Origin of the sequence: Pseudomonas sp. NPDC090755, from assembly GCF_044769005.1 — a bacterium.
Taxonomy (GTDB): Bacteria; Pseudomonadota; Gammaproteobacteria; order Pseudomonadales; family Pseudomonadaceae; genus Aquipseudomonas.
Genome location: NZ_JBIVXC010000010.1, coordinates 182,434 through 202,012, shown reverse-complemented (window position 1 = coordinate 202,012; position 19,579 = coordinate 182,434). Strand labels below are relative to the sequence as shown.

20 protein-coding genes are annotated in these 19,579 nt (G+C 62.7%); 9 read left to right on the top strand and 11 right to left on the bottom strand.

Going from position 1 to position 19,579, the window contains the following annotated elements; genetic code table 11:
• Positions 1-98: 98 nt before the first annotated feature.
• From ACIQUS_RS16720 to ACIQUS_RS16690, 7 genes are all read right to left on the bottom strand, one after another.
• The gene (locus ACIQUS_RS16720; RefSeq protein ID WP_403048490.1) at positions 99-281 is read right to left on the bottom strand and encodes a hypothetical protein; all 183 of its coding nucleotides are present in this window, start codon (positions 279-281) and stop codon (positions 99-101) included.
• Between the two features lie 72 nt (positions 282-353).
• Complete coding sequence (gene flgE / locus ACIQUS_RS16715; RefSeq protein ID WP_403048488.1) at positions 354-1,673, bottom strand: flagellar hook protein FlgE; 1,320 nt, start codon at positions 1,671-1,673, stop codon at positions 354-356.
• Positions 1,674-1,700: 27 nt separating this feature from the next.
• A complete protein-coding gene (gene flgD / locus ACIQUS_RS16710; RefSeq protein WP_403048486.1) occupies positions 1,701-2,402 on the bottom strand; it encodes a flagellar hook assembly protein FlgD in 702 nt (233 codons plus the stop codon).
• Positions 2,403-2,415: 13 nt separating this feature from the next.
• On the bottom strand, positions 2,416-2,859 hold the full coding sequence (gene flgC, locus ACIQUS_RS16705) for a flagellar basal body rod protein FlgC (RefSeq protein ID WP_403048484.1): 444 nt from the start codon (positions 2,857-2,859) through the stop codon (positions 2,416-2,418).
• Between the two features lie 3 nt (positions 2,860-2,862).
• Entirely contained in the window at positions 2,863-3,270 is a 408-nt protein-coding gene (flgB, locus tag ACIQUS_RS16700; RefSeq protein ID WP_403048482.1) for a flagellar basal body rod protein FlgB, read from the bottom strand.
• Positions 3,271-4,640: 1,370 nt separating this feature from the next.
• On the bottom strand, positions 4,641-5,468 hold the full coding sequence (gene cheR, locus ACIQUS_RS16695; protein ID WP_285865243.1) for a protein-glutamate O-methyltransferase CheR: 828 nt from the start codon (positions 5,466-5,468) through the stop codon (positions 4,641-4,643).
• A 51-nt stretch (positions 5,469-5,519) separates the two neighbouring features.
• A complete protein-coding gene (locus ACIQUS_RS16690) occupies positions 5,520-6,449 on the bottom strand; it encodes a chemotaxis protein CheV (protein WP_403048480.1) in 930 nt (309 codons plus the stop codon).
• 69 nt (positions 6,450-6,518) lie between these two features.
• On the opposite strand from ACIQUS_RS16690, the gene flgA reads away from it, so the two are divergent.
• The 4 genes from flgA to ACIQUS_RS16670 all read left to right on the top strand — a co-directional run bounded on the left by flgA (position 6,519) and on the right by ACIQUS_RS16670 (position 9,100).
• A complete protein-coding gene (gene flgA / locus ACIQUS_RS16685; RefSeq protein WP_403048478.1) occupies positions 6,519-7,271 on the top strand; it encodes a flagellar basal body P-ring formation chaperone FlgA in 753 nt (250 codons plus the stop codon).
• Positions 7,272-7,445: 174 nt separating this feature from the next.
• The gene (gene flgM, locus ACIQUS_RS16680) at positions 7,446-7,763 is read left to right on the top strand and encodes a flagellar biosynthesis anti-sigma factor FlgM (protein WP_403048476.1); all 318 of its coding nucleotides are present in this window, start codon (positions 7,446-7,448) and stop codon (positions 7,761-7,763) included.
• Positions 7,764-7,808: 45 nt separating this feature from the next.
• On the top strand, positions 7,809-8,276 hold the full coding sequence (locus ACIQUS_RS16675) for a flagella synthesis protein FlgN (RefSeq protein WP_403048474.1): 468 nt from the start codon (positions 7,809-7,811) through the stop codon (positions 8,274-8,276).
• An 80-nt stretch (positions 8,277-8,356) separates the two neighbouring features.
• Positions 8,357-9,100, top strand: a complete 744-nt coding sequence (locus tag ACIQUS_RS16670; protein ID WP_403048472.1) for a flagellar brake protein — start codon at positions 8,357-8,359, stop codon at positions 9,098-9,100.
• 58 nt (positions 9,101-9,158) lie between these two features.
• On the opposite strand, the gene ACIQUS_RS16665 is transcribed toward ACIQUS_RS16670, so the two are convergent.
• From ACIQUS_RS16665 to bkdR, 3 genes are all read right to left on the bottom strand, one after another.
• Entirely contained in the window at positions 9,159-10,505 is a 1,347-nt protein-coding gene (locus tag ACIQUS_RS16665; protein ID WP_403048470.1) for an MFS transporter, read from the bottom strand.
• 93 nt (positions 10,506-10,598) lie between these two features.
• The gene (locus ACIQUS_RS16660) at positions 10,599-11,840 is read right to left on the bottom strand and encodes a glutamine synthetase family protein (RefSeq protein ID WP_403048517.1); all 1,242 of its coding nucleotides are present in this window, start codon (positions 11,838-11,840) and stop codon (positions 10,599-10,601) included.
• Positions 11,841-12,056: 216 nt separating this feature from the next.
• Positions 12,057-12,542 (bottom strand): Bkd operon transcriptional regulator BkdR, encoded by a 486-nt coding sequence (gene bkdR, locus ACIQUS_RS16655; RefSeq protein ID WP_045189126.1) that lies wholly within the window; start codon positions 12,540-12,542, stop codon positions 12,057-12,059.
• A 202-nt stretch (positions 12,543-12,744) separates the two neighbouring features.
• Here bkdR and ACIQUS_RS16650 point away from each other — a divergent pair, with 202 nt between their 5' ends.
• Genes ACIQUS_RS16650 through lpdA form a run of 4 tightly spaced genes read left to right on the top strand, consistent with a single transcriptional unit; the run spans position 12,745 to position 17,706 of the window.
• Positions 12,745-13,977: a 3-methyl-2-oxobutanoate dehydrogenase (2-methylpropanoyl-transferring) subunit alpha gene (locus ACIQUS_RS16650; protein WP_285865226.1), complete on the top strand. Its 1,233-nt coding sequence runs from the start codon at positions 12,745-12,747 to the stop codon at positions 13,975-13,977.
• Position 13,978: 1 nt separating this feature from the next.
• Complete coding sequence (locus ACIQUS_RS16645) at positions 13,979-15,037, top strand: alpha-ketoacid dehydrogenase subunit beta (RefSeq protein WP_403048467.1); 1,059 nt, start codon at positions 13,979-13,981, stop codon at positions 15,035-15,037.
• Positions 15,038-16,318: a dihydrolipoamide acetyltransferase family protein gene (locus tag ACIQUS_RS16640; protein ID WP_403048465.1), complete on the top strand. Its 1,281-nt coding sequence runs from the start codon at positions 15,038-15,040 to the stop codon at positions 16,316-16,318.
• A gap of 2 nt (positions 16,319-16,320) precedes the next feature.
• Positions 16,321-17,706 (top strand): dihydrolipoyl dehydrogenase, encoded by a 1,386-nt coding sequence (lpdA, locus tag ACIQUS_RS16635; protein WP_403048463.1) that lies wholly within the window; start codon positions 16,321-16,323, stop codon positions 17,704-17,706.
• Between the two features lie 54 nt (positions 17,707-17,760).
• On the opposite strand, the gene ACIQUS_RS16630 is transcribed toward lpdA, so the two are convergent.
• A complete protein-coding gene (locus ACIQUS_RS16630) occupies positions 17,761-18,759 on the bottom strand; it encodes a diguanylate cyclase domain-containing protein (RefSeq protein WP_403048461.1) in 999 nt (332 codons plus the stop codon).
• Positions 18,760-18,965: 206 nt separating this feature from the next.
• Between ACIQUS_RS16630 and ACIQUS_RS16625 the strand changes: the two genes are divergently transcribed.
• Positions 18,966-19,529 carry a hypothetical protein gene (locus ACIQUS_RS16625; protein WP_403048459.1) on the top strand — a complete coding sequence of 188 codons (564 nt, stop codon included), beginning with the start codon at positions 18,966-18,968 and terminating at the stop codon, positions 19,527-19,529.
• The last annotated feature ends 50 nt before the right edge of the window (positions 19,530-19,579 follow it).

Below are 19,579 nucleotides of genomic sequence, written 5' to 3'. Positions count from 1 at the left end.
ATGAACAAAGCCCCGTATTCCGGGGCTTTCAGGCTTGACGCAAGGGGGAGCGCCGTCAGTTTGTCGGCGAACTCTTGCCGCCAGCGGCAAGGCTGCCTTCAGTAGCGGCGGCAACCGGCATTGTCATAGGGCCCGGAATGCCGCACCCAGCCCTCGCCAGGATCGACCTGGGCACACAGGTAGCGCCCGGTGACCTTGCTTTGCCATTGGTACCAGGGCGCTGGCGCCGCCTGTGCGACAGAGCACAGCAACAGCACCGCTATCACTGCCAATCGCCTCATCCGCCCTCCTCCCCGATCGTTCACCTGATAAAAAAAGCCCCTGCAAGCAGGGGCTCGGCACACCATGACGCATCAGGTCATCTGGATGATGGTCTGCATGATGGTGCTTTCGGTGGAGATGGTCTTGGCGTTTGCCTGGTAGTTGCTCTGTGCCTTGATCAGGTTGACCAGCTCGCCGGTCAGGTCGACGTTGGAGTCTTCCAGGGAGCCGCCATAGATCTTGCCCAGGGTGCCGGTATCCGGCTCACCGATCACCGGCACACCGGAAGCGTAGGTTTCCTGCCAGCTGGTGCCGCCCACCGGCTGCAAGCCCTGGACGTTGGCGAAGTTGGCGATGGCCACCTGGCCGATCACCTTGTCCTGGCCGTTGGTGAAGTTGGCGAACAGGTTGCCGCTCTGGTCGACCGTCAGGCCGCTGAGCTCGCCGGTGGCGTAGCCATCCTGGTTCTTGGCGGTGGTGGCGGAGGCGGCGTTGTACTGGGTGGTCGCCAGCATGTCGAGGGCGACGCCACCGGCACGCGCGGTGGCGCCATTGGCCACCCAGTTGCCTGCTGCATTTTTCTCGGCCGGAATCCAGTTATCGATCTGGAACGACTTGTCAGCGCCGATGGTCAGCCCGCCAGGTACTGCCCCCGGGGTCATCGCGGCGGTATCGAGGGTACCGTCAGACTTGAACGGCAGCTTGTTGACCAGCGGCGTGGACAGGGTCGGGTCCGCCGGGTTGCGGCCGTTGATGGTGCTGTACATGGTCCAGGAGTTGGTGCCGGAATCCTTGACGAAGTACTGGTTCAGCTGGTGGGCGTTACCCTGGCTGTCGTACACATCGGTGTTGAAGGTGTAGTTATAGGTGGCGACGTTCGACGGATCGAACGGCGTGACCTTCGGCTCGGTGGCGCTGGAGTTGAGGTTGACCGTCTCGGAGATGCGCGAGGTCGGGCGCGGCTCCAGGTTGGAGGTGTCGATCTTGAGATCGGTCATCACGCCCTTGACCAGCTTGCCATCGGCATCCACGCCATAGCCTTGCAGATTGGAACCCTGGGCGTTGACGATGTAGCCGGCCTTGTCGCTGTAGAAGGCACCGGCACGGGTGTAGATCTTCGAGCCGTTGTCGTTCATGGCGAAGAAGCCGTTGCCGTCGATGGCCAGGTCCAGGCTCTGGCCGGTGCCGGTGAAGTTACCCTGGGTGAACATCTGCGACACGGCGGCAGTGGTCACACCACTGCCCACTGCGGTCTTGCCGCTGGTACCACGGATCGACGACGCGTACTGGTCGGCGAATTCGGCACGGGAGGTTTTGAAACCCGTGGTGGCAACGTTGGCGATGTTGTTGCCGGTGACATTCAGGGCCTTGTTTGCTGCATACAGGCCGCTAAGACCGATATTGAAAGACATGTGCTCACTCCTGCCGTGTTGTCGGCCCTAGATTCCAATGGATTGAATTTTCGACAGTCCGATGCTGCCGAGGCCGGCCAGGTTCAGCATCATTTCCGAACCATTGCTGCCCATGGTCACACTGCTGACCGAGGCCGGCAGGTTGGTCGTCATGGTCGTGGCCACCCCTTCGATGGTGCCCGAGGCCTTGAAGCTGTAAGTGCCGGCAGGTGCTACTTCGCCGTCGCTGTCCTTGCCATCCCAGGTGAAGTCCACCCGGCCGCCCTTCTGGCTGCCCAGGTCGAGGGTGCGCACCAGCTCGCCGTCACTGTCATAGATGCCGACAGTGGTCGCGGTGCTGGACGAGGTCAGGTTGACCGAGCCGCGCATTTCCTTGCTGGTGTCGACGACCGCCTTGTCGGTCTGCACGACCACATTTCGCCCGACCAGCGAAGAGGCCTGCAGGGCGATGGACGAGAGGAACGCGCCACCAATGGTGGACACCGAATCGTTGAGCGTCTGAATGCCTTCCAGGCTGCTGAACTGCGCCAGCTGCGCCACGAACTCGCCGTTCTCCTGCGGATCGAGCGGGTTCTGGTTCTTCATCTGGGTGACCAGCAATTGCAGGAACGCATCCTTGCCCAGGGCGCTGCCTGCGGTGCCGGTCTTGCTGTTGCCAGTGGTTTCCGGCTTCTGCAGCGATTGCAGTACAGAGCTGGAAACGCTGCTGGTGGAGTCTGTCGTACTCATTCCAAAGCCCCTATCACTGACCCAGGGTCAGCACTTTCTGCATCATGGTCTTGGCCGTGTTCATCAGCTCGGCATTGGTCTGGAACGAGCGACTGGCCGAGATCATGTCGGCCATTTCCTCGACCACATTGACGTTCGGGTAGTAGACGTAGCCGTCCTTGTTCGCCGCCGGGTGGTTGGGCTCGTAGCGCGCTTCCAGGTTGCTCTGGTCCTCGACCACGCCGAGCACCTGCACGCCCTGGCCGGCGTTGTCCTGGTCCTGGAACAGCGACTGGCTGACGCCGCCCTGGGCCTGCTGGAAGGTGGTGGCGAACACCGGGTGGCGAGCACGGTAGGTCTGGTCGATGCTCGACGACACGGTCTCGGCGTTGGCGATGTTCGAAGCGACGGTATTCAGGCGCGTGGTCTGCGCGCTCATGCCGCTACCGGCAATGTTGAAGACACTGGCGAGGGACATGACTTACTCTCCGCGCAGGGCCGAAACCAGCCCTTTGAATTTACTGTTGAGCAGCGTGAAGCTGGCCTGGAAGCCCACGGCGTTTTCCGCGTAGCTGGATTGTTCGAGCTGGGCATCGACGGTGTTCTGGTCGATCGACGGCTGCATCGGCGTGCGGTACTGCAGGGTGTCGTCGCCCATGGTCAGGCCTTCGGCCTCGATGTGCCGGGTGTTGGTCCGGTCCAGGGCGAAGCGGCCGCTTTTGGCCTTCTCGCTCTCGGCAGCCAGCACCGAGGAGAAGTCCATGTCCCGCGCCTTGTAGTTGGGCGTATCGGCGTTGGCGATGTTGTTGGCCAGCACTTCGGCACGCTGGGCGCGAAAGCCCAGTGCCTTTTCGTGAATGCCGAGCGCTTTGTCGAAGCTGATGCTCATGTCGGGGAAACCTTCGAAGGTTGACCGGATAATTCGTTGGCAGTGACAGAGCAAGAGCCATGCCAAAAAACAAAGCCCCGTATTTACGGGGCTTTCAACGGTTTTCCATCAGGGGCAATGCCAGAAAAGCGGCAAGGGCATTCCGCCTGGCGCCGGCAAAGCGGCAATTTGGCGGCGCCGGCGCTTTGGTCTGGCGTGTTGCGAGCTGATCCATTTGATGCAGTGACGCTGCTGGCCCCTTCCGCCTTTACGGCGGCCATCCATGGCCTGCACCCGACTACGCAATACCTGCGTTCAGCCTCCTGAAGGGACGAATCGCGTCGTCTGGGCTGGCGATGTACGAACAGCAAAAGCAAAAGCGCAAAGCCGAGCCCGCGCTTCACTCTGCTTTTGCTCTTGCTTCTGAACGCGCGATATTCCAGGCGCCATCGATCGTCCCTTCAGGAGGCCGAGTGGAACCCTTGCGTAGTGGGGCGACGGCCATGGATGGCCGGCGAGCGCCGTAGGGCCAGGGACGGCCCTTCGGCGCGCCCCCACGGGAGCAAGGGTGGAACGAGGGTACCCGTAGCGCAGCGAAGGGCCGGATGCAGGGACACGGGTTTTGCCCCACTTTTGCCCTCAAAAGTGGGTCGCCGTAAAGGGCGAAACCAGCCGTTGGAGCCGCCACAGGGAATGGATATGCTCACCGCCTTCAGTGCCAACGCTTTGGCTTGCCGTGTTGCGAGCTGATCCATTCGCGATGGTGACGCTGCTGGCCCCTTCCGCCTTTACGGCGGGCCACTTTGTCATGGCAAAGTGGCGCAAACCGTGCGTCCCTGCATCCGGCCCTCCGCTACGCTGCGGGCCCCTTCCCTCCGGCATTGCTCCCGCCGGGGCGCACCGAAGGGCCATCCATGGCCCTGCGGTGCTTGCAGGCCATCCATGGCCTGCACCCGACTACGCAATACCTGCGCTCAGCCTCCTGAAGGGACGAATCGTGTCGTCTGGACTGGCGATGTACGAACAGCAGAAGCAAAGGCAAAGGCAAGGGCAAAGGCGAAATCGGAAAGCTGAGACCAAGCTTCGCTCTGCCTTTGCTCTTGCTTCTGAACGCGCGATATTCCAGGCGCCACCGATTGTCCCATCAGGAGGCCGAGTGGAACCCTTGCGTAGTGGGGCGACGGCCATGGATGGCCGGCGAGCGCCGCAGGGCCGGATGCAGGGACACGGGTTTTGCCCACTTTTGCCCTCAAAAGTGGGTCGCCGTAAAGGACGAAACCAGCCAGCCGCGCCGCCGCGGGGAATGGATATGCTCATCGTCGCCAGCGCCAACGCATTGATGACGAGCTGATCCATTCGCGGGGCAAGCCCGCTCCTACACGGCGTGCGCTTTACTTGGCCTGGTAGATGATACCCGGGCTGCACTGAACCATCTGGTAGTGGTCCGGCAAGCCATTGAGCGCCTCGGAAGCCCCCAGGAACAGGTAACCACCCGGCTTCAAGGTACTGTGAATGCGCATCAGGATGTCCTTCTTGACCTGCGCCGAGAAGTAGATCAGCACGTTGCGACAGAACACAATGTCGAACTTGCCCAGGCTCGCATAGCTGTCGAGCAGGTTGAAGGAACGAAACTCCACGCGGCTGCGGATCGGCGCCTTGACCGCCCAGCGACCCGGTGCCTTGACATCGAAGTAGCGCTGCAGACGCTCCTGGGACAGCCCGCGGGCGATGGCCAGGCTGTCGTACTCACCGGTACGGCAGTTGTTGAGCATCGACCCGGACAGGTCGGTGGCAACGATCTGCGCGCCCATCTTCAACTGGCCGATGTTGCTGCGCTCGAACTCGTCGATGGCCATGGAGATCGAGTACGGCTCCTGCCCCGAGGAACAGGCAGCCGACCAGATGCGCAAACGCTGCCCCGGGTTGGCCTTGATCTGCTCGGGCAACACCTTGTTCTTGAGCACTTCGAACGGATAGGTGTCGCGAAACCAGAGGGTCTCGTTGGTGGTCATGGCATCGACCACCTGCTCGCGCAATCCGCTGCGTGGCTGACCCTGGATACGCTGCACCAGCTCGCTCAGGGACTTGATGCCCTGTTGCTCCATCAGCTTGTTGAGACGGCTGGAGACCAGGTACTGCTTATTTTCGCCCAGCAGGATGCCACAGGCTTTTTCCAGGAAGACCCGGAACTGTTCGAAATCCAAATTACCCGTAGACAATGATGCCGCCTCTTAAATCGTGTGAACCACCAGGGGCCATGCCCCTGGCCGTTAATGCGTGGCCTTGATGCGGTCGACGACGCGCTGGGCGAGGTCGTCCGGCTTGAACTTGGCGAGGAAATCATCCGCCCCGACCTTCTTGACCATCGCCTGGTTGAACACCCCGGACAGCGAAGTATGCAGGATGATATGCAGGTTTTGCATGCGCGGGTCGCTGCGGATCTCGGCGGTCAGGGTGTAGCCATCCATCTCCGGCATCTCGATGTCGGAGATCATCATCAGGAACTCGTCCTCCGGCCGCTTGCCCTCATCCACCAGCTTGCGCAGGTAGTCCAGCGCCTGGCGACCATCATTGAGCGCCACCACTTCGACCCCGACGGTCTGCAGGCAACGACTGACCTGCTTGCGTGCCACCGACGAGTCATCGACCGTCAGCACCCGCAACAGCACTGCCTTGTCCTGCACCTCGGCATCGACCACGCCTTCGGAGATCGATTCGGAAGTCGGTGCCACTTCGGCGAGGATCTTCTCCACGTCGATGATCTCGACCATCTTGCCGTCGACCCGGGTCACCGCGGTCAGGTAGTGATCGCGCCCGGTGCCCTTGGGTGGCGGATGGATCTCCTCCCAGTTCATGTTGACGATGCGCTCCACCGAGTGCACCAGAAAACCCTGGGTCTTGGTGTTGTACTCCGTGATGATCACGAAGCTGTTGCTGGTCTCTTCACGCAGACCGGGCATGCCGGTCGCCATCGCCAGATCCAGGATCGGGATGGTTGCTCCTCGGATATTCGCGACACCGCGCACAACCGGGTTGGACCTGGGCATCACGGTCAGCGATGGGCACTGCAGTACCTCCCGCACCTTGAACACGTTGATCCCGTACAACTGATCGCCATTGAGGCGAAACAGCAGCAGCTCCAGGCGGTTCTGCCCCACCAGTTGCGTGCGCTGGTTCACCGAATCCATTACACCCGCCATGCCAGACTCCTTCACCAAACGCTTCGAGCCACGTACCCAGTCGGCACGCGCTTTGCTTTTTTTAATCGCATGAACATGAAAACGACATTTTTCCGACGCCTGACCCGCCAACTGCCCGGCCTCCTTGCTGCGCTGGGCCTGCTGGTTCCTGGCGTTCGAACCCTGGCTGACGCGTTCACCTTGCCTGAACAGCTTATCGGTGTCACCCAGGGGTTTCTTGAATTCACCGTTGAAGATTATCTGGCCAGCAGCCAGACCGAAGGCCGCTACGAAATCCAGGTCAACACCCTCGATCCGCGTCTGCGCATGCCGCTTTGCGACCGGCAGCTGGATGCCAGCCTGGAAAGCCCGGCACAGCCACTGGGACGCGTCACCGTGCGGGTTCGCTGCGAAGGCGCCGCCCCCTGGACCGTGTTCGTACCGGCCCAGGTCCGCCTGTTTCGCAATGTGGTGACCGTGGCTCGCCCGCTCAAGCGCGAGAGCATTGTCGGCGAGCAGGATGTCATCCTGCGCGAGCGTGACGTCGGCACGCTGAACCAGGGTTTCCTGTCCAGCCTGGACCAGGCCATCGGCTTCAAGGTTATCCGACCGACGGTCATGGACCAGGTGCTGACACCCCAGCACCTGGAGCAGGCCGACGTCATCCGCAAGGGCGATCAGGTGGTCATCACCGCCCGCAGCGGCAGCCTCAGCGTGCGCATGCCGGGCGAAGCCCTGAGCAAGGGCGGCCAGAGCGAACAGATCAGGGTGCGCAACCTCAATTCAAAACGCGTGGTCAAGGCCAGGGTCACAGGGCCGGGACAGGTGGAAGTGGCCATGTAGACAGCAGACCTGCGAACAACCCTGGCGATCGGCAAGCGCTTTTCCTAAACTGTGTCCGATTGGGAGCCCAGCGCTTGAGCCTGCCGTGCAGATTGCCGTGCAATTGCGCCTAAAGTTTCTTTCGGGTTGGCCGAAAACAAGGCAAGCGTCCAAATACCCAGAGGTTTTTTGATCATGGTCATCGACTTCAGTCGTTTGAATAACTCTCCGTCGGTTGCCGGCGGCGTGCGCACTGGCAACAGCCAGGAAAGCACCGCCAGCAATGCCGCGGCCAAGAGCGACAGTGTCGTTCAGGGCAGCGCCAGCGGCGAAACCGTACACCTCAGCCAAGAGGCCCAGCAGTTGCAACAGGTCACTGACAAGCTGCGCGAGCAGCCGGTTGTCAACAGCGCCCGGGTGGCGGAGTTGAAACAGGCCATCGCCAACGGCAGCTACCAGGTCGACAGCAACCGCGTTGCCAGCAAACTGCTAGATTTCGAAGCCCAGCGCTAGCCCCAGGCGCGCTGACTTCAGGACGCCGGAAACCAAGAGCCAGCCATGCACGACATTACCCTGCTGCAACTGATCGAAGACGATTTTGCGCCAGCGCAACAACTGCTCGAATTGCTGCAGACCGAGTCGATTGCCCTGCACGGCCGCGACATGCCGCTGCTGGAAGACATCCTCGCGCGCAAGCAGTCGCTGGTGATTCTTCTCGATCAGCAAGGTCGGCGGCGCAGCGAACTGCTCGCCAGCCTCGGCCTGAGCCAGGACCGTGACGGTGTCGTACAACTGGCCAGCCACTCGCAGGCGGGCGAGCGGCTCCTGCAACAACTGGATGCCCTGGGCAAACTGCTCGCCGAGTGCCAGGCGCTCAATGCGCGCAACGGCCAGCTGATCCAGATCCAGCAAGGCGCCACGGCCAACCAGCTGAGAATCCTCATGGGTGGCGAATCACCGTCGCTGTATGACAGCCGCGGCTCGACCTCCCCCCTTGCCAAGCCACGGGCGCTTAGTCAGGCTTGATTCCCTGTATCAAGGCACGGAACATACTGGCAAAATGCCGTTAATTGCGTGTGTCGTTTTTGCCTGGAGATTGACTACCCGTGTTGAATGAAGCAGAAGCTCCGCAGCCTCCGAAGGTGCTGACCACCCCTTTGGAAATTGCCGCCAACTTGCGGTCACTGCAAGAGAGCCATGACCCGCTGATCATCACCTTCCACGAACGCAGCCAGCGCTTCCAGAGCTATGTGGTCGATGTCGACCGCGAAGGCAATCGCCTGTCGCTGGACGAAATGGTGCCCCGCGACGGCGAGCGCTTTCTCGAGAATGGCGAGCCGTTCCGGGTCGAGGGCTTTCATGACGGCGTGCGCATTGCCTGGGAATGCAACACCCCGCAGACCATCAGCGAGGTCGACGGCCACCGCTGCTACCGTGGCGCGTTGCCGACCGAGGTGGCCTATCACCAGCGGCGCAATGCCTTCCGTGCTGCGCTGAAGCTGTCGCAACTGGTCGACATCAAGCTCGATGGCGACAAGCTCAAGGGCAAGGGTGAGCTGCGTGGCAAACTGCTGGACATCTCCGCCACCGGCTGCAAGCTGCGCTTTGAAGGGAATGTCGAAGAGCGCCTGCAACTGGGCCAGGTGTACGAGAAGTTCGCCACCGGTACGCCACTGGGCCTGACCCAGGTTGAAGTGGAACTGCGCCACCTGCATTTCGAAGAGCGCTTCAACACCACCTTCGCCGGCGTGCGCTTCCACAACATCAGCGGACAGATGCAGCGCAAGGTCGAGACCTTCGTGTATCAGCTGCAACGTGAAGCGCGGCGTTTCGATAAAGACGACTACTGAGGTGTAGCCGCTGCCGAGGAACGAGGCTGCGATCGATCGCAGCCTGCCGGCAGCGGCATCACACCGGTGCCGGTTTTTCCCCCGACTCACCCGCATCACCCTCTTCTTCCACCTGTTCGTCTTCCGCCTCGGTGTCCTCGGCGGCCACTGGCGCCTGCATCTGCTCCTGCACGACCTGCTCATCGACCCGTGGGTCCAGCGCTGCCGACAGCGGCGAACCGGCCGCCGGCATGGCCACGTGGTTAAGCGGTGCATCGTCGACCTGGTGCAGGCCGGTCACTGCTTTCGGACGAATCCTCCACACCAGCACCAGGGCGAAGAACGCGCAGAAGGCGTAGAGCATCTGGGTGCCCAGTACCTTCATCAGCACCCCCGCCACCAGCGGCCCGATACTGGCGCCGACACCGTAGGTCACCAGCAGCATGGCGGTGAGTGACACCCGCCGCTCGCTCTCGACATGGTCGTTGGAAAAGGCCACCGCCAGCGGATACAGGCAGAACTGCAGCAACGACACGGCGAACCCGGCGGCAAACAACACCACCAGCGGCACCACTGGCATGATCGCCAAGGGCAAGGCGACAATTGCCAGGCCGATGGCCACGCTACGGATCAGCACCGCGCGGTCGTAGCGGTCCGACAACCAGCCCAGCGGCCACTGCACCAGCAGGCCGGCGAAGATGCAGCAGCCCATGAACAGACCGACCTGTTCGGTACTCAGCCCCTGCTTGGCCGCGTACAGGGGAGCCAGGCCATAGAAGGAGCCAACAATCAGCCCCGAGCCCAGCACGGTACTGAGCGACTGTGGCACCCGCTTGATGAAGAAGCGCGGATCCAGCGGCGCCGGACGCAATGCCGCCGGGTGAATGCGCCGGGTCAGCGCCACCGGCACCAGGCACAGGGCAAAGCACATGGCGACCAGCATCAGAAGTTCCGGTCCGAGCTGCGGATGGGCGACCAGGATCAGCTGGCCGAGCACCAGGCCCAGGTAGGACGCGATCATGTAGCCGCTGAACACGGCGCCCCGCTGCTTGGCATCGGCCTGCTCGTTGAGCCAGCTCTCGATGACCATGTACTGGCACATCATCCCCAGGCCGACGATCACCCGCAGCACCAGCCAGGCCGGCAACCAACTGACCATCCCGTGCCCGAGCACCGCCGCGCCGACGATCCCGGCACAGGCGGCATAGGCACGGATGTGCCCGACCCGGGCAATCAGCCGGTGGCCGATCTTGCCGCCCAGGGCCAGACCGAAGTAGTTGGCCGCCATCAGTGCACCGACCCAAAGGCTATCGACATGATCGGCAGCCAGGCGCAGGGCCAGGTAGGTACTCAACAAGCCGGAGCCGATCAACATCATCAGCGCAGCGAAATACAGCGCGCGAAAAGACTTCCAGATCTGTCGCATCAGCGTCCCGTAGGGCTCCTTGAGCAGGTGGAAAAACTGCTTGAAAGCATAAGTGAAATTAGCGCTGCTGCAGACCTGGGGCGTAAAAAAAGGCTAGGCCTGCGCTGCCAGCACACGGCGCTCCCACGGGGTGATTTCATCGAAGAAGCTGCTCAGCTCCAGGGTCTTGGTGGCGATGTAGCCATCGATGAATTCCTTGCCGAACAACTCCCGTGCAAGTTCGCTGCGTTTCAGACGCTCGAGCGCGGCATGCAAGGTACAGGGCAGGCTCAAATGATCCGGCACCTCGAATTCACCCTGGATCGCCGGCGTCGGTTGCAGTTGCTGTTCGATACCGTACAGGCCTGCGGCAAGGCTGGCGGCAATGGCCAGGTAAGGGTTGGTGTCGGCACCTGGCAGACGGTTTTCCACCCGCCGCGCCACCGCAGCGCTTGCCGGAATACGCAGGCCGGCGGCGCGGTTGTCTTCGGACCAGCAGGCGTTGTTGGGCGAGGCGTAGGGATGGCACAGGCGTTGGTAGGAGTTGACGTTGGGGGCGAACAGCGCGGTGAAGTCGGCCATGCACGCCTGCAGACCACCGATGAAATGGTGGAAGGTTGCGGTCGGCTTGCCGGCGGCATCGCTGAACACATTACGCCCGCTGTCGATCTCCACCACGCTTTGATGGATGTGCATGGAACTGCCCGGCGTATGCGCCAGCGGCTTGGCCATGCACACCACGGTCAGGCCGTGCTTGAGGGCGACTTCCTTGAGCAGGTGCTTGAACAGCAGGGTCTGGTCGGCCAGCAGCAGCGGGTCGCCATGCAGCAGGTTGATCTCGAACTGGCTGACACCCATCTCGTGCATGAAGGTATCGCGGGGCAACCCCAGGGCCGCCATGCAGCGATACACCTCGGTGAAGAAAGGACGCAGGCCGTTGTTGGAGCTGACGCTGAACGCCGAGTACCCCTCTTCACGGCGGCCGTCCTTGCCTACAGGTGGCAGGAACGGCTGGGTCGGGTCGCTGTTGGGGGCGAAGACGAAAAACTCCAGCTCAGTGGCCACTACCGGTGCCAGACCACGGGCGGCATAACGGGCGATCACCGCCTTGAGCAGGCCACGGGTCGACAGGCCTGAACTGTCTCCATTCAATTCGACCGCATCACAAATCGCCAGGGCGCGAGGCTCGTCGCTCCAGGGCAGGCGGTGGATCTGCTGGGCGTCGGCCACCAGGGCCAGGTCGCCATCATCGCTGCCATAGAAACGGGCGGGCGGGTAGCCGCCCATGATGCACTGCAACAGCACTCCACGGGCCATCTGCAAGCGCCGGCCTTCGAGAAAGCCCGCAGCGGTCATGACCTTGCCGCGCGGTATGCCGTTGAGGTCGGGCGTGACGCACTCGACTTCATCGATGCCATTCAATCGTTCGGCGAGGGAGCACTGGCCACTGGTCGTCATGACGCTATCCTTGTTGTTTTCGCATGCCGTGTACGGCGACAGCTACAACATAGGCACCGGGCGTTCGGAATTTCAAGCACCTCGACCCGGGTTTGATCGTTATTTTCGACAACGTCACCCCGGCAAGGTCAGGCCATTGGCCGGCAACGGCAACGCGGTCTTGTAGCGCACCTGCTTGAGGGCAAAGCTGGAGCGGATGTTGGCCACCCCGGGCAAGCGGGTCAGGTAGTCGAGAAAACGCTCCAGTGCCTGGATGCTCGGCAGCAACACCCGCAGCAGGTAGTCCGGGTCGCCGGTCATCAAGTAGCACTCCATGACCTCCGGGCGTTCGGCGATCTCTTCCTCGAAACGGTGCAACGACTGCTCCACCTGTTTCTCGAGACTGACATGAATGAACACATTGACGTCCAGCCCCAACACCTCCGGCGCCAGCAAGGTCACCTGCTGGCGAATCACGCCCAGTTCCTCCATGGCCTTGACCCGGTTGAAGCAGGGGGTGGGCGACAGGTTGACCGAGCGCGCCAGCTCGGCATTGGTGATCCGGGCATTTTCCTGAAGGCTGTTGAGAATGCCGATATCGGTGCGATCCAGTTTACGCATGAGAGAATTTCACCTGTTTTTTGTCTTTATAAGGAATGTTTATCCGCAAGCCCGCGCAAAGGCAATGAACTTGAGAAAAATATTCTTCAGGCGCCGGAATATCATGTAGGGCAAGACTGACTCCCTGGTCACAAGCCGGGGTTTGAGTAGCGACCGCTTCAAAGCTCAACAAAAACACAAGACAGAGCGAGCGTAAAAAAGCATGAACGAGTACGCCCCCCTGCGTCTGCATGTGCCCGAGCCTACCGGCCGGCCAGGCTGCCAGACTGATTTTTCCTACCTGCGTCTGAACGATGCCGGTCAGGTCCGTAAACCTCCCGTCGATGTAGAAGCCGCTGATACCGCCGATATCTCCTATAGCCTGATCCGGGTGCTGGACGATAAAGGCAATGCCTTGGGCCCCTGGGCCGAGGACATCAGCCCCGAGATCCTGCGCGAAGGCATGCGCACCATGCTCAAGACCCGGCTGTTCGACAGCCGCATGGTGGTCGCCCAGCGGCAGAAGAAGATGTCCTTCTACATGCAGAGCCTGGGAGAGGAAGCCATCGGCGCAGGTCAGGCCATGGCCCTGAACCGCACCGACATGTGCTTCCCCACCTACCGCCAGCAAAGCATCCTCATGGCCCGCAATGTGTCGCTGGTGGAGATGATCTGCCAGTTGCTGTCCAACGAGCGCGATCCGCTCAAGGGCCGTCAGTTGCCGATCATGTACTCGGTGCGCGAAGCCGGCTTCTTCACCATCAGCGGCAACCTGGCGACCCAGTTCGTCCAGGCCGTCGGCTGGGCCATGGCCTCGGCCATCAAGGGCGATACCAAGATCGCCTCGGCCTGGATCGGCGACGGCGCCACGGCCGAATCCGACTTCCACACCGCCCTGACCTTCGCCCACGTCTACCGCGCGCCGGTGATCCTCAACGTGGTCAACAACCAGTGGGCGATCTCCACCTTCCAGGCCATCGCCGGCGGTGAATCGACCACCTTCGCCGGCCGTGGCGTGGGCTGCGGCATCGCTTCGCTGCGGGTCGACGGCAACGACTTCATCGCCGTCTACGCCGCCTCCCGCTGGGCCGCCGAACGCGCCCGTCGCGGCCTGGGCCCAAGCCTGATCGAATGGGTCACCTACCGTGCCGGCCCGCACTCGACTTCGGACGATCCGTCCAAGTACCGCCCGGCCGACGACTGGAGCCACTTCCCCCTGGGCGATCCGATCGCCCGCCTCAAACAGCACCTGATCGCCATCGGCCACTGGTCCGAGGAAGAGCACCAGGCGGTCACCGCCGAACTCGAGGCCGAGATCATCAAGGCGCAGAAAGAAGCCGAGCAGTACGGCACCCTGGCCGGTGGCCAGATGCCGAGCCCGGCCTCCATGTTCGAGGACGTCTACAAGGAGATGCCGGAGCACCTGCGCCGGCAGCGCCAGGAACTGGGGATCTGACATGAACGATCACAACACCACCATCCAGTTGGAAACCGCCATGGCGACTACCACCATGACCATGATCCAGGCCCTGCGCTCGGCCATGGACATCATGCTAGAGCGCGATGACAACGTGGTCGTCTACGGCCAGGACGTCGGCTACTTCGGCGGCGTGTTCCGTTGCACCGAAGGCCTGCAGACCAAGTACGGCAAATCGCGGGTCTTCGACGCACCGATCTCCGAGAGCGGCATCGTCGGCACCGCCGTGGGCATGGGCGCCTACGGCCTGCGCCCGGTGGTCGAAATCCAGTTCGCCGACTACTTCTACCCGGCCTCCGACCAGATCGTTTCGGAAATGGCCCGCCTGCGTTATCGCTCGGCCGGCGAGTTCGTCGCCCCGCTGACGCTGCGCATGCCTTGCGGTGGCGGCATCTACGGTGGCCAGACCCACAGCCAGAGCCCCGAGGCGATGTTCACCCAGGTCTGCGGCCTGCGCACGGTGATGCCGTCCAACCCCTATGACGCCAAGGGCCTGCTGATCGCCTCGATCGAGAATGACGACCCGGTGATCTTCCTGGAGCCCAAGCGCCTGTACAACGGCCCGTTCGATGGCCACCACGACCGTCCGGTGACCCCCTGGTCGAAGCACCCGGCCAGCGCCGTGCCCGATGGCTACTACACCGTGCCGCTGGACAAGGCCGCCATCACCCGCCCTGGTAATGATGTGACCGTGCTGACCTACGGCACCACCGTGTACGTGTCCCAGGTGGCCGCCGAGGAAACCGGCGTCGATGCCGAAGTCATCGACCTGCGCAGCCTGTGGCCGCTGGACCTGGAAACCATCGTCGCCTCGGTGAAAAAGACCGGTCGTTGCGTGGTGGTCCACGAGGCCACCCGCACCTGCGGATTTGGCGCCGAGCTGATCTCGCTGGTCCAGGAACATTGCTTCCATCACCTCGAAGCCCCGATCGAGCGCGTCACCGGCTGGGACACCCCCTACCCGCACGCGCAGGAATGGGCGTATTTCCCCGGCCCCTCGCGAGTGGGCGCGGCATTGAAACGGGTCATGGAGGTCTGAATGGGCACGCACGTCATCAAGATGCCGGATATCGGTGAAGGCATCGCACAAGTTGAACTGGTGGAATGGTTCGTCAAAGTCGGCGATACCGTCACCGAAGACCAGGTCGTGGCCGATGTCATGACCGACAAGGCCACGGTGGAAATCCCTTCGCCGGTCAGCGGCAAGGTCCTGGCCCTGGGCGGCCAGCCGGGTGAAGTCATGGCGGTGGGCAGCGAACTGATCCGCATCGAAGTCGAAGGCGCGGGTAACCATCAGGAAGGCGCAGCAGCCCCTGTTGCTGCCGCTGCCTCTCCGGTCCAGACTCCAGCCAGCAAGCCGGAACCACAGGTTGAAAAACCGGCGCCGGTGGCTGCCGCTGCGCCCGCCAGCGCACAGGTCTGCGCTCCGATCGTCCCACGCGAAGCCAACGAGCGCCCACTGGCCTCCCCGGCCGTGCGCAAGCGTGCCCTGGATGCCGGTATCGAACTGCGCTACGTGCACGGCAGCGGCCCGGCCGGACGCATCCTGCATGAAGACCTGGATGCCTTCCTGACCCAGCCGACCCGCGCCACGCAAAGCCCGGGCGGCTATGCCAAGCGCAGCGATAGCGAGCAGATCCCGGTGATCGGCCTGCGCCGCAAGATCGCCCAGCGCATGCAGGACGCCAAGCGTCGCGTCGCGCACTTCAGCTATGTCGAAGAGATCGACGTCACCGCTTTGGAAGAGCTGCGCCTGCACCTGAACAAGAAGTGGGGCGACAGCCGCGGCAAGCTGACCCTGCTGCCGTTCCTGGTCCGCGCCATGGTCGTGGCCCTGCGCGAGTTCCCACAGATCAACGCCACCTACGACGACGAAGCCCAGGTCATCACCCGCCATGGCGCGGTGCATGTGGGCATCGCCACCCAGGGCGACAACGGCCTGATGGTGCCGGTACTGCGTCACGCCGAGGCCGGCAGCCTGTGGAGCAACGCCGGTGAGATCGTGCGCCTGGCCAACGCCGCCCGTGGCAACAAGGCCAGCCGTGAAGAACTGTCGGGTTCGACCATCACCCTGACCAGCCTGGGTGCCCTGGGCGGAATCGTCTCGACGCCGGTGGTCAACACGCCGGAAGTGGCCATCGTCGGGGTCAACCGCATGGTCGAACGGCCGATGGTGATCAACGGCCAGATCGTCATCCGCAAGATGATGAACCTGTCCTCGTCCTTCGATCACCGGGTGGTCGACGGTATGGACGCCGCACTCTTCATCCAGGCCATCCGCGGCCTGCTCGAACAACCCGCCAGCCTGTTTGTGGAGTGACCATGCAACAGACCCAAAACACCACCCTGCTGATCATCGGTGGCGGTCCTGGCGGCTATGTCGCGGCCATTCGCGCCGGCCAGCTGGGCATTCCCACCGTGCTGGTCGAAGGCCAGGCCCTGGGCGGCACCTGCCTGAACATCGGCTGCATTCCGTCCAAGGCACTGATCCACGTGGCCGAGCAGTTCCACCAGACCCAGCAGCACAGCCAGCAGTCGAGCCTGGGCATCAAGGTTTCGCCACCGACCCTGGACATCGGCCAGAGCGTGGCCTGGAAGGACGGCATCGTCGATCGCCTGACCAGTGGCGTCGCCGCCCTGCTGAAAAAGCACGGGGTCAAGGTGATCCATGGCTGGGCGAAGATCCTCGACGGCAAGAACGTCGAAGTCGACGGCCAGCGCATCCAGTGTGAACACCTGCTGCTGGCCACCGGCTCCAGCAGCGTCGAATTGCCGATGCTGCCGCTGGGCGGCGCGGTGATTTCCTCCACCGAGGCCCTGGCGCCGAAAAGCCTGCCCAAGCACCTGACGGTGGTAGGCGGCGGCTACATCGGCCTGGAGCTGGGCATTGCCTACCGCAAGCTCGGCGTCGAGGTCAGTGTGGTCGAAGCGCGCGAGCGCATCCTGCCGACCTATGACAGCGAACTGACCGCACCGGTGGCCGAGTCGATCAAGAAGCTTGGGATCACACTGTACCTCAAGCACAGCGTCGAAGGCTTCGATGCCGCCAGCCAGCGCCTGCAGGTGCGTGACCCGAACGGCGAACTGCTGCAACTGGACACCGACCAGGTGCTGGTGGCGGTCGGACGCAAGCCACGCACCCAGGGCTTCAACCTGGAAAGCCTGGCCTTGAAGATGAACGGTTCGGTCGTGGCCATCGACGAGCGTTGCCAGACCAGCATGCGCAACGTCTGGGCCATTGGTGACCTCAGCGGTGAACCGATGCTCGCCCACCGGGCCATGGCCCAGGGTGAGATGGTTGCGGAAATCATCGCCGGCAAGACCCGCCGTTTCGAACCCAATGCCATCGCTGCGGTGTGCTTCACCGATCCGGAACTGGTGGTGGTCGGCAAGACCCCGGAGAACGTCGCCGAGCAAGGCCTGGACTGCATCGTCTCGCAGTTCCCCTTCGCCGCCAACGGCCGGGCCATGACCCTGGAATCGAAAAGCGGATTCGTGCGCGTGGTCGCCCGTCGCGACAACCACCTGATCCTCGGTTGGCAAGCGGTTGGCGTCGGTGTTTCGGAGCTGTCGACGGCGTTCGCCCAATCCCTGGAAATGGGTGCGCGCCTGGAAGATGTGGCCGGCACCATCCACGCGCACCCGACCCTCGGCGAGGCGGTCCAGGAAGCGGCACTGCGCGCCCTGGGCCATGCCCTGCACCTGTAGACACTGAAGCGGCCAAGGCCGATTTGACCCGCTGCACTGCGCAGCGGGTCCTTTTTACTCGCTGATCACCGCCTTGCCGGCCTGCTTGGCCCGGTACAACGCCTGCTCAGCCCGGCTCAGCAATGCTGCCTGCCCTTCCCCGTCCTGCCATTGCACCAACCCGAAACTCAAGGTCAATCGGCTGTCGCCGACCGGTGATGCCTGTTCCAGCGCCTGGATAATCCGCTCGGCCAGGGCGCGCGCCCGGGTCAGCTGCTCGTGGGGCATGACCACGACGAACTCGTCTCCCCCCCAACGCGCCAGCAGGTGCGCCTCGGACAGGCAACCCTTGATCCGCTGCGCTACCTCGACCAAGGCCGCATCGCCACGGGCATGACCGTAGCGTTCATTGATCGGCTTGAAGTCATCGACATCCATGACCAGCAACGCCAGCGCGTGACGAAAACGTTGCGCACGCTCGCACTCCAGTTGCAGTACCTTTTCCAGGCGATAGCGGTTGGCGACTTGGGTCAGGGCATCGCGCTCGGCCAGGTCGCGATTCTCGTCGAGCTGGCGCTGCAGTTGCTGATTGACCCAGGACAATTCGCAGGTACGTTCGCCCACCAGCGATTCCAACGACCGCTTCTGCTGCGTCAATTGATCCACCAGGCGCTTGCTGGCATCGATGTTGCGATGGGCACCGAGCATGCGCGCGACCGTGCCATCCGGATTGCGCGCGAGGATGTGGCCGCGGTCTTCGATCCACAGGTAACTGCCATCCTGGCAGCGGCAGCGGTATTCCACCCGATACTGGTCGGACTGCGAATGGATATAGGCCTCGAAATGCGCCATCACCCGCGGGTAGTCCTCCGGGTGAATGATGTTTTCCCAGGTGAGCACCGAGTTGTCCAGGGAGTGGCTGGCATACCCGAGCATCCGGTACCAGCCAGGGTTGCGGTAGACGTAGCCGGTGTTGGCATTCCAGTCCCAGATACCGTCGCTGATCAGATCGAGCAAGGTCTGCAACTGGTCGTGCTCGAGGGTGAGGAATGGAACCTTCGAAATCGCACTCATGGACGCTCTCCTTGTCCGTGCGGATGAATGGCTTGCCGCCGACGGCAAAGGTTTTCCCCTGCTCGGCAACAAGGTTCCGGGGCGATGAATGCCGCACAGCCCCGCAACCCTTTACATACTAGAGCCTGCGTAGCCATTGGCCAGCTGGCATAGCTTTTGCCCCTCGCACCCTCGCAATCCTGCAGCCCATCAAGGAGCGAGATCCAGTGAACATTATCAATGGCGCTGGCTGGCAACAGTTGGCCAACTATCCCCTGCGCGGTATCGCCGAAGCGAGCGCCGAGCAGCAAACGCAGTTTCACCCACTGACCGCCACCAGTGGCGCGGCCGCACAGCAGCAGAGCCGCGGCAACACCGCCCAGCAGAATGCCGATGACGCTCGCGAAGAAGCCTTCGCCAAGCTCAAGGTGCTGCTGCAGAACCCGGACCATGCCCTGGGCGAAACGACTGCTGTCGGTAAATCGTCGGTTGCCGGTTCAGGCGCTGCCCAGGAGTTTCGCGACTACATGGCGCTGTCGCCTGCCGAGAAGATCAAGGCCAAGCTGCTCGCCGAACTGGGCATGAGCGTGGAAGAGTTCGAGAACCTGCCACCTGAAGAACAGGAAAAGATCGAGCTGAAGATCGCCGAGCAGATGAAGCAGCAAACCGAAATGGAATCGCTCGCTGCGCTCAACACGCAGATGCAGTCCTCGCCAGCGCCCCTGGCAGCGGTAGAAGGGGCCGCACGAACCACGACTGAAGACCGGCACAAAGACGCCCTGCCGGCCTGATCCCCCCATGCCCCGGTAAAACCTGAGGCTGCCTGGCAGCCTCAAGGGTT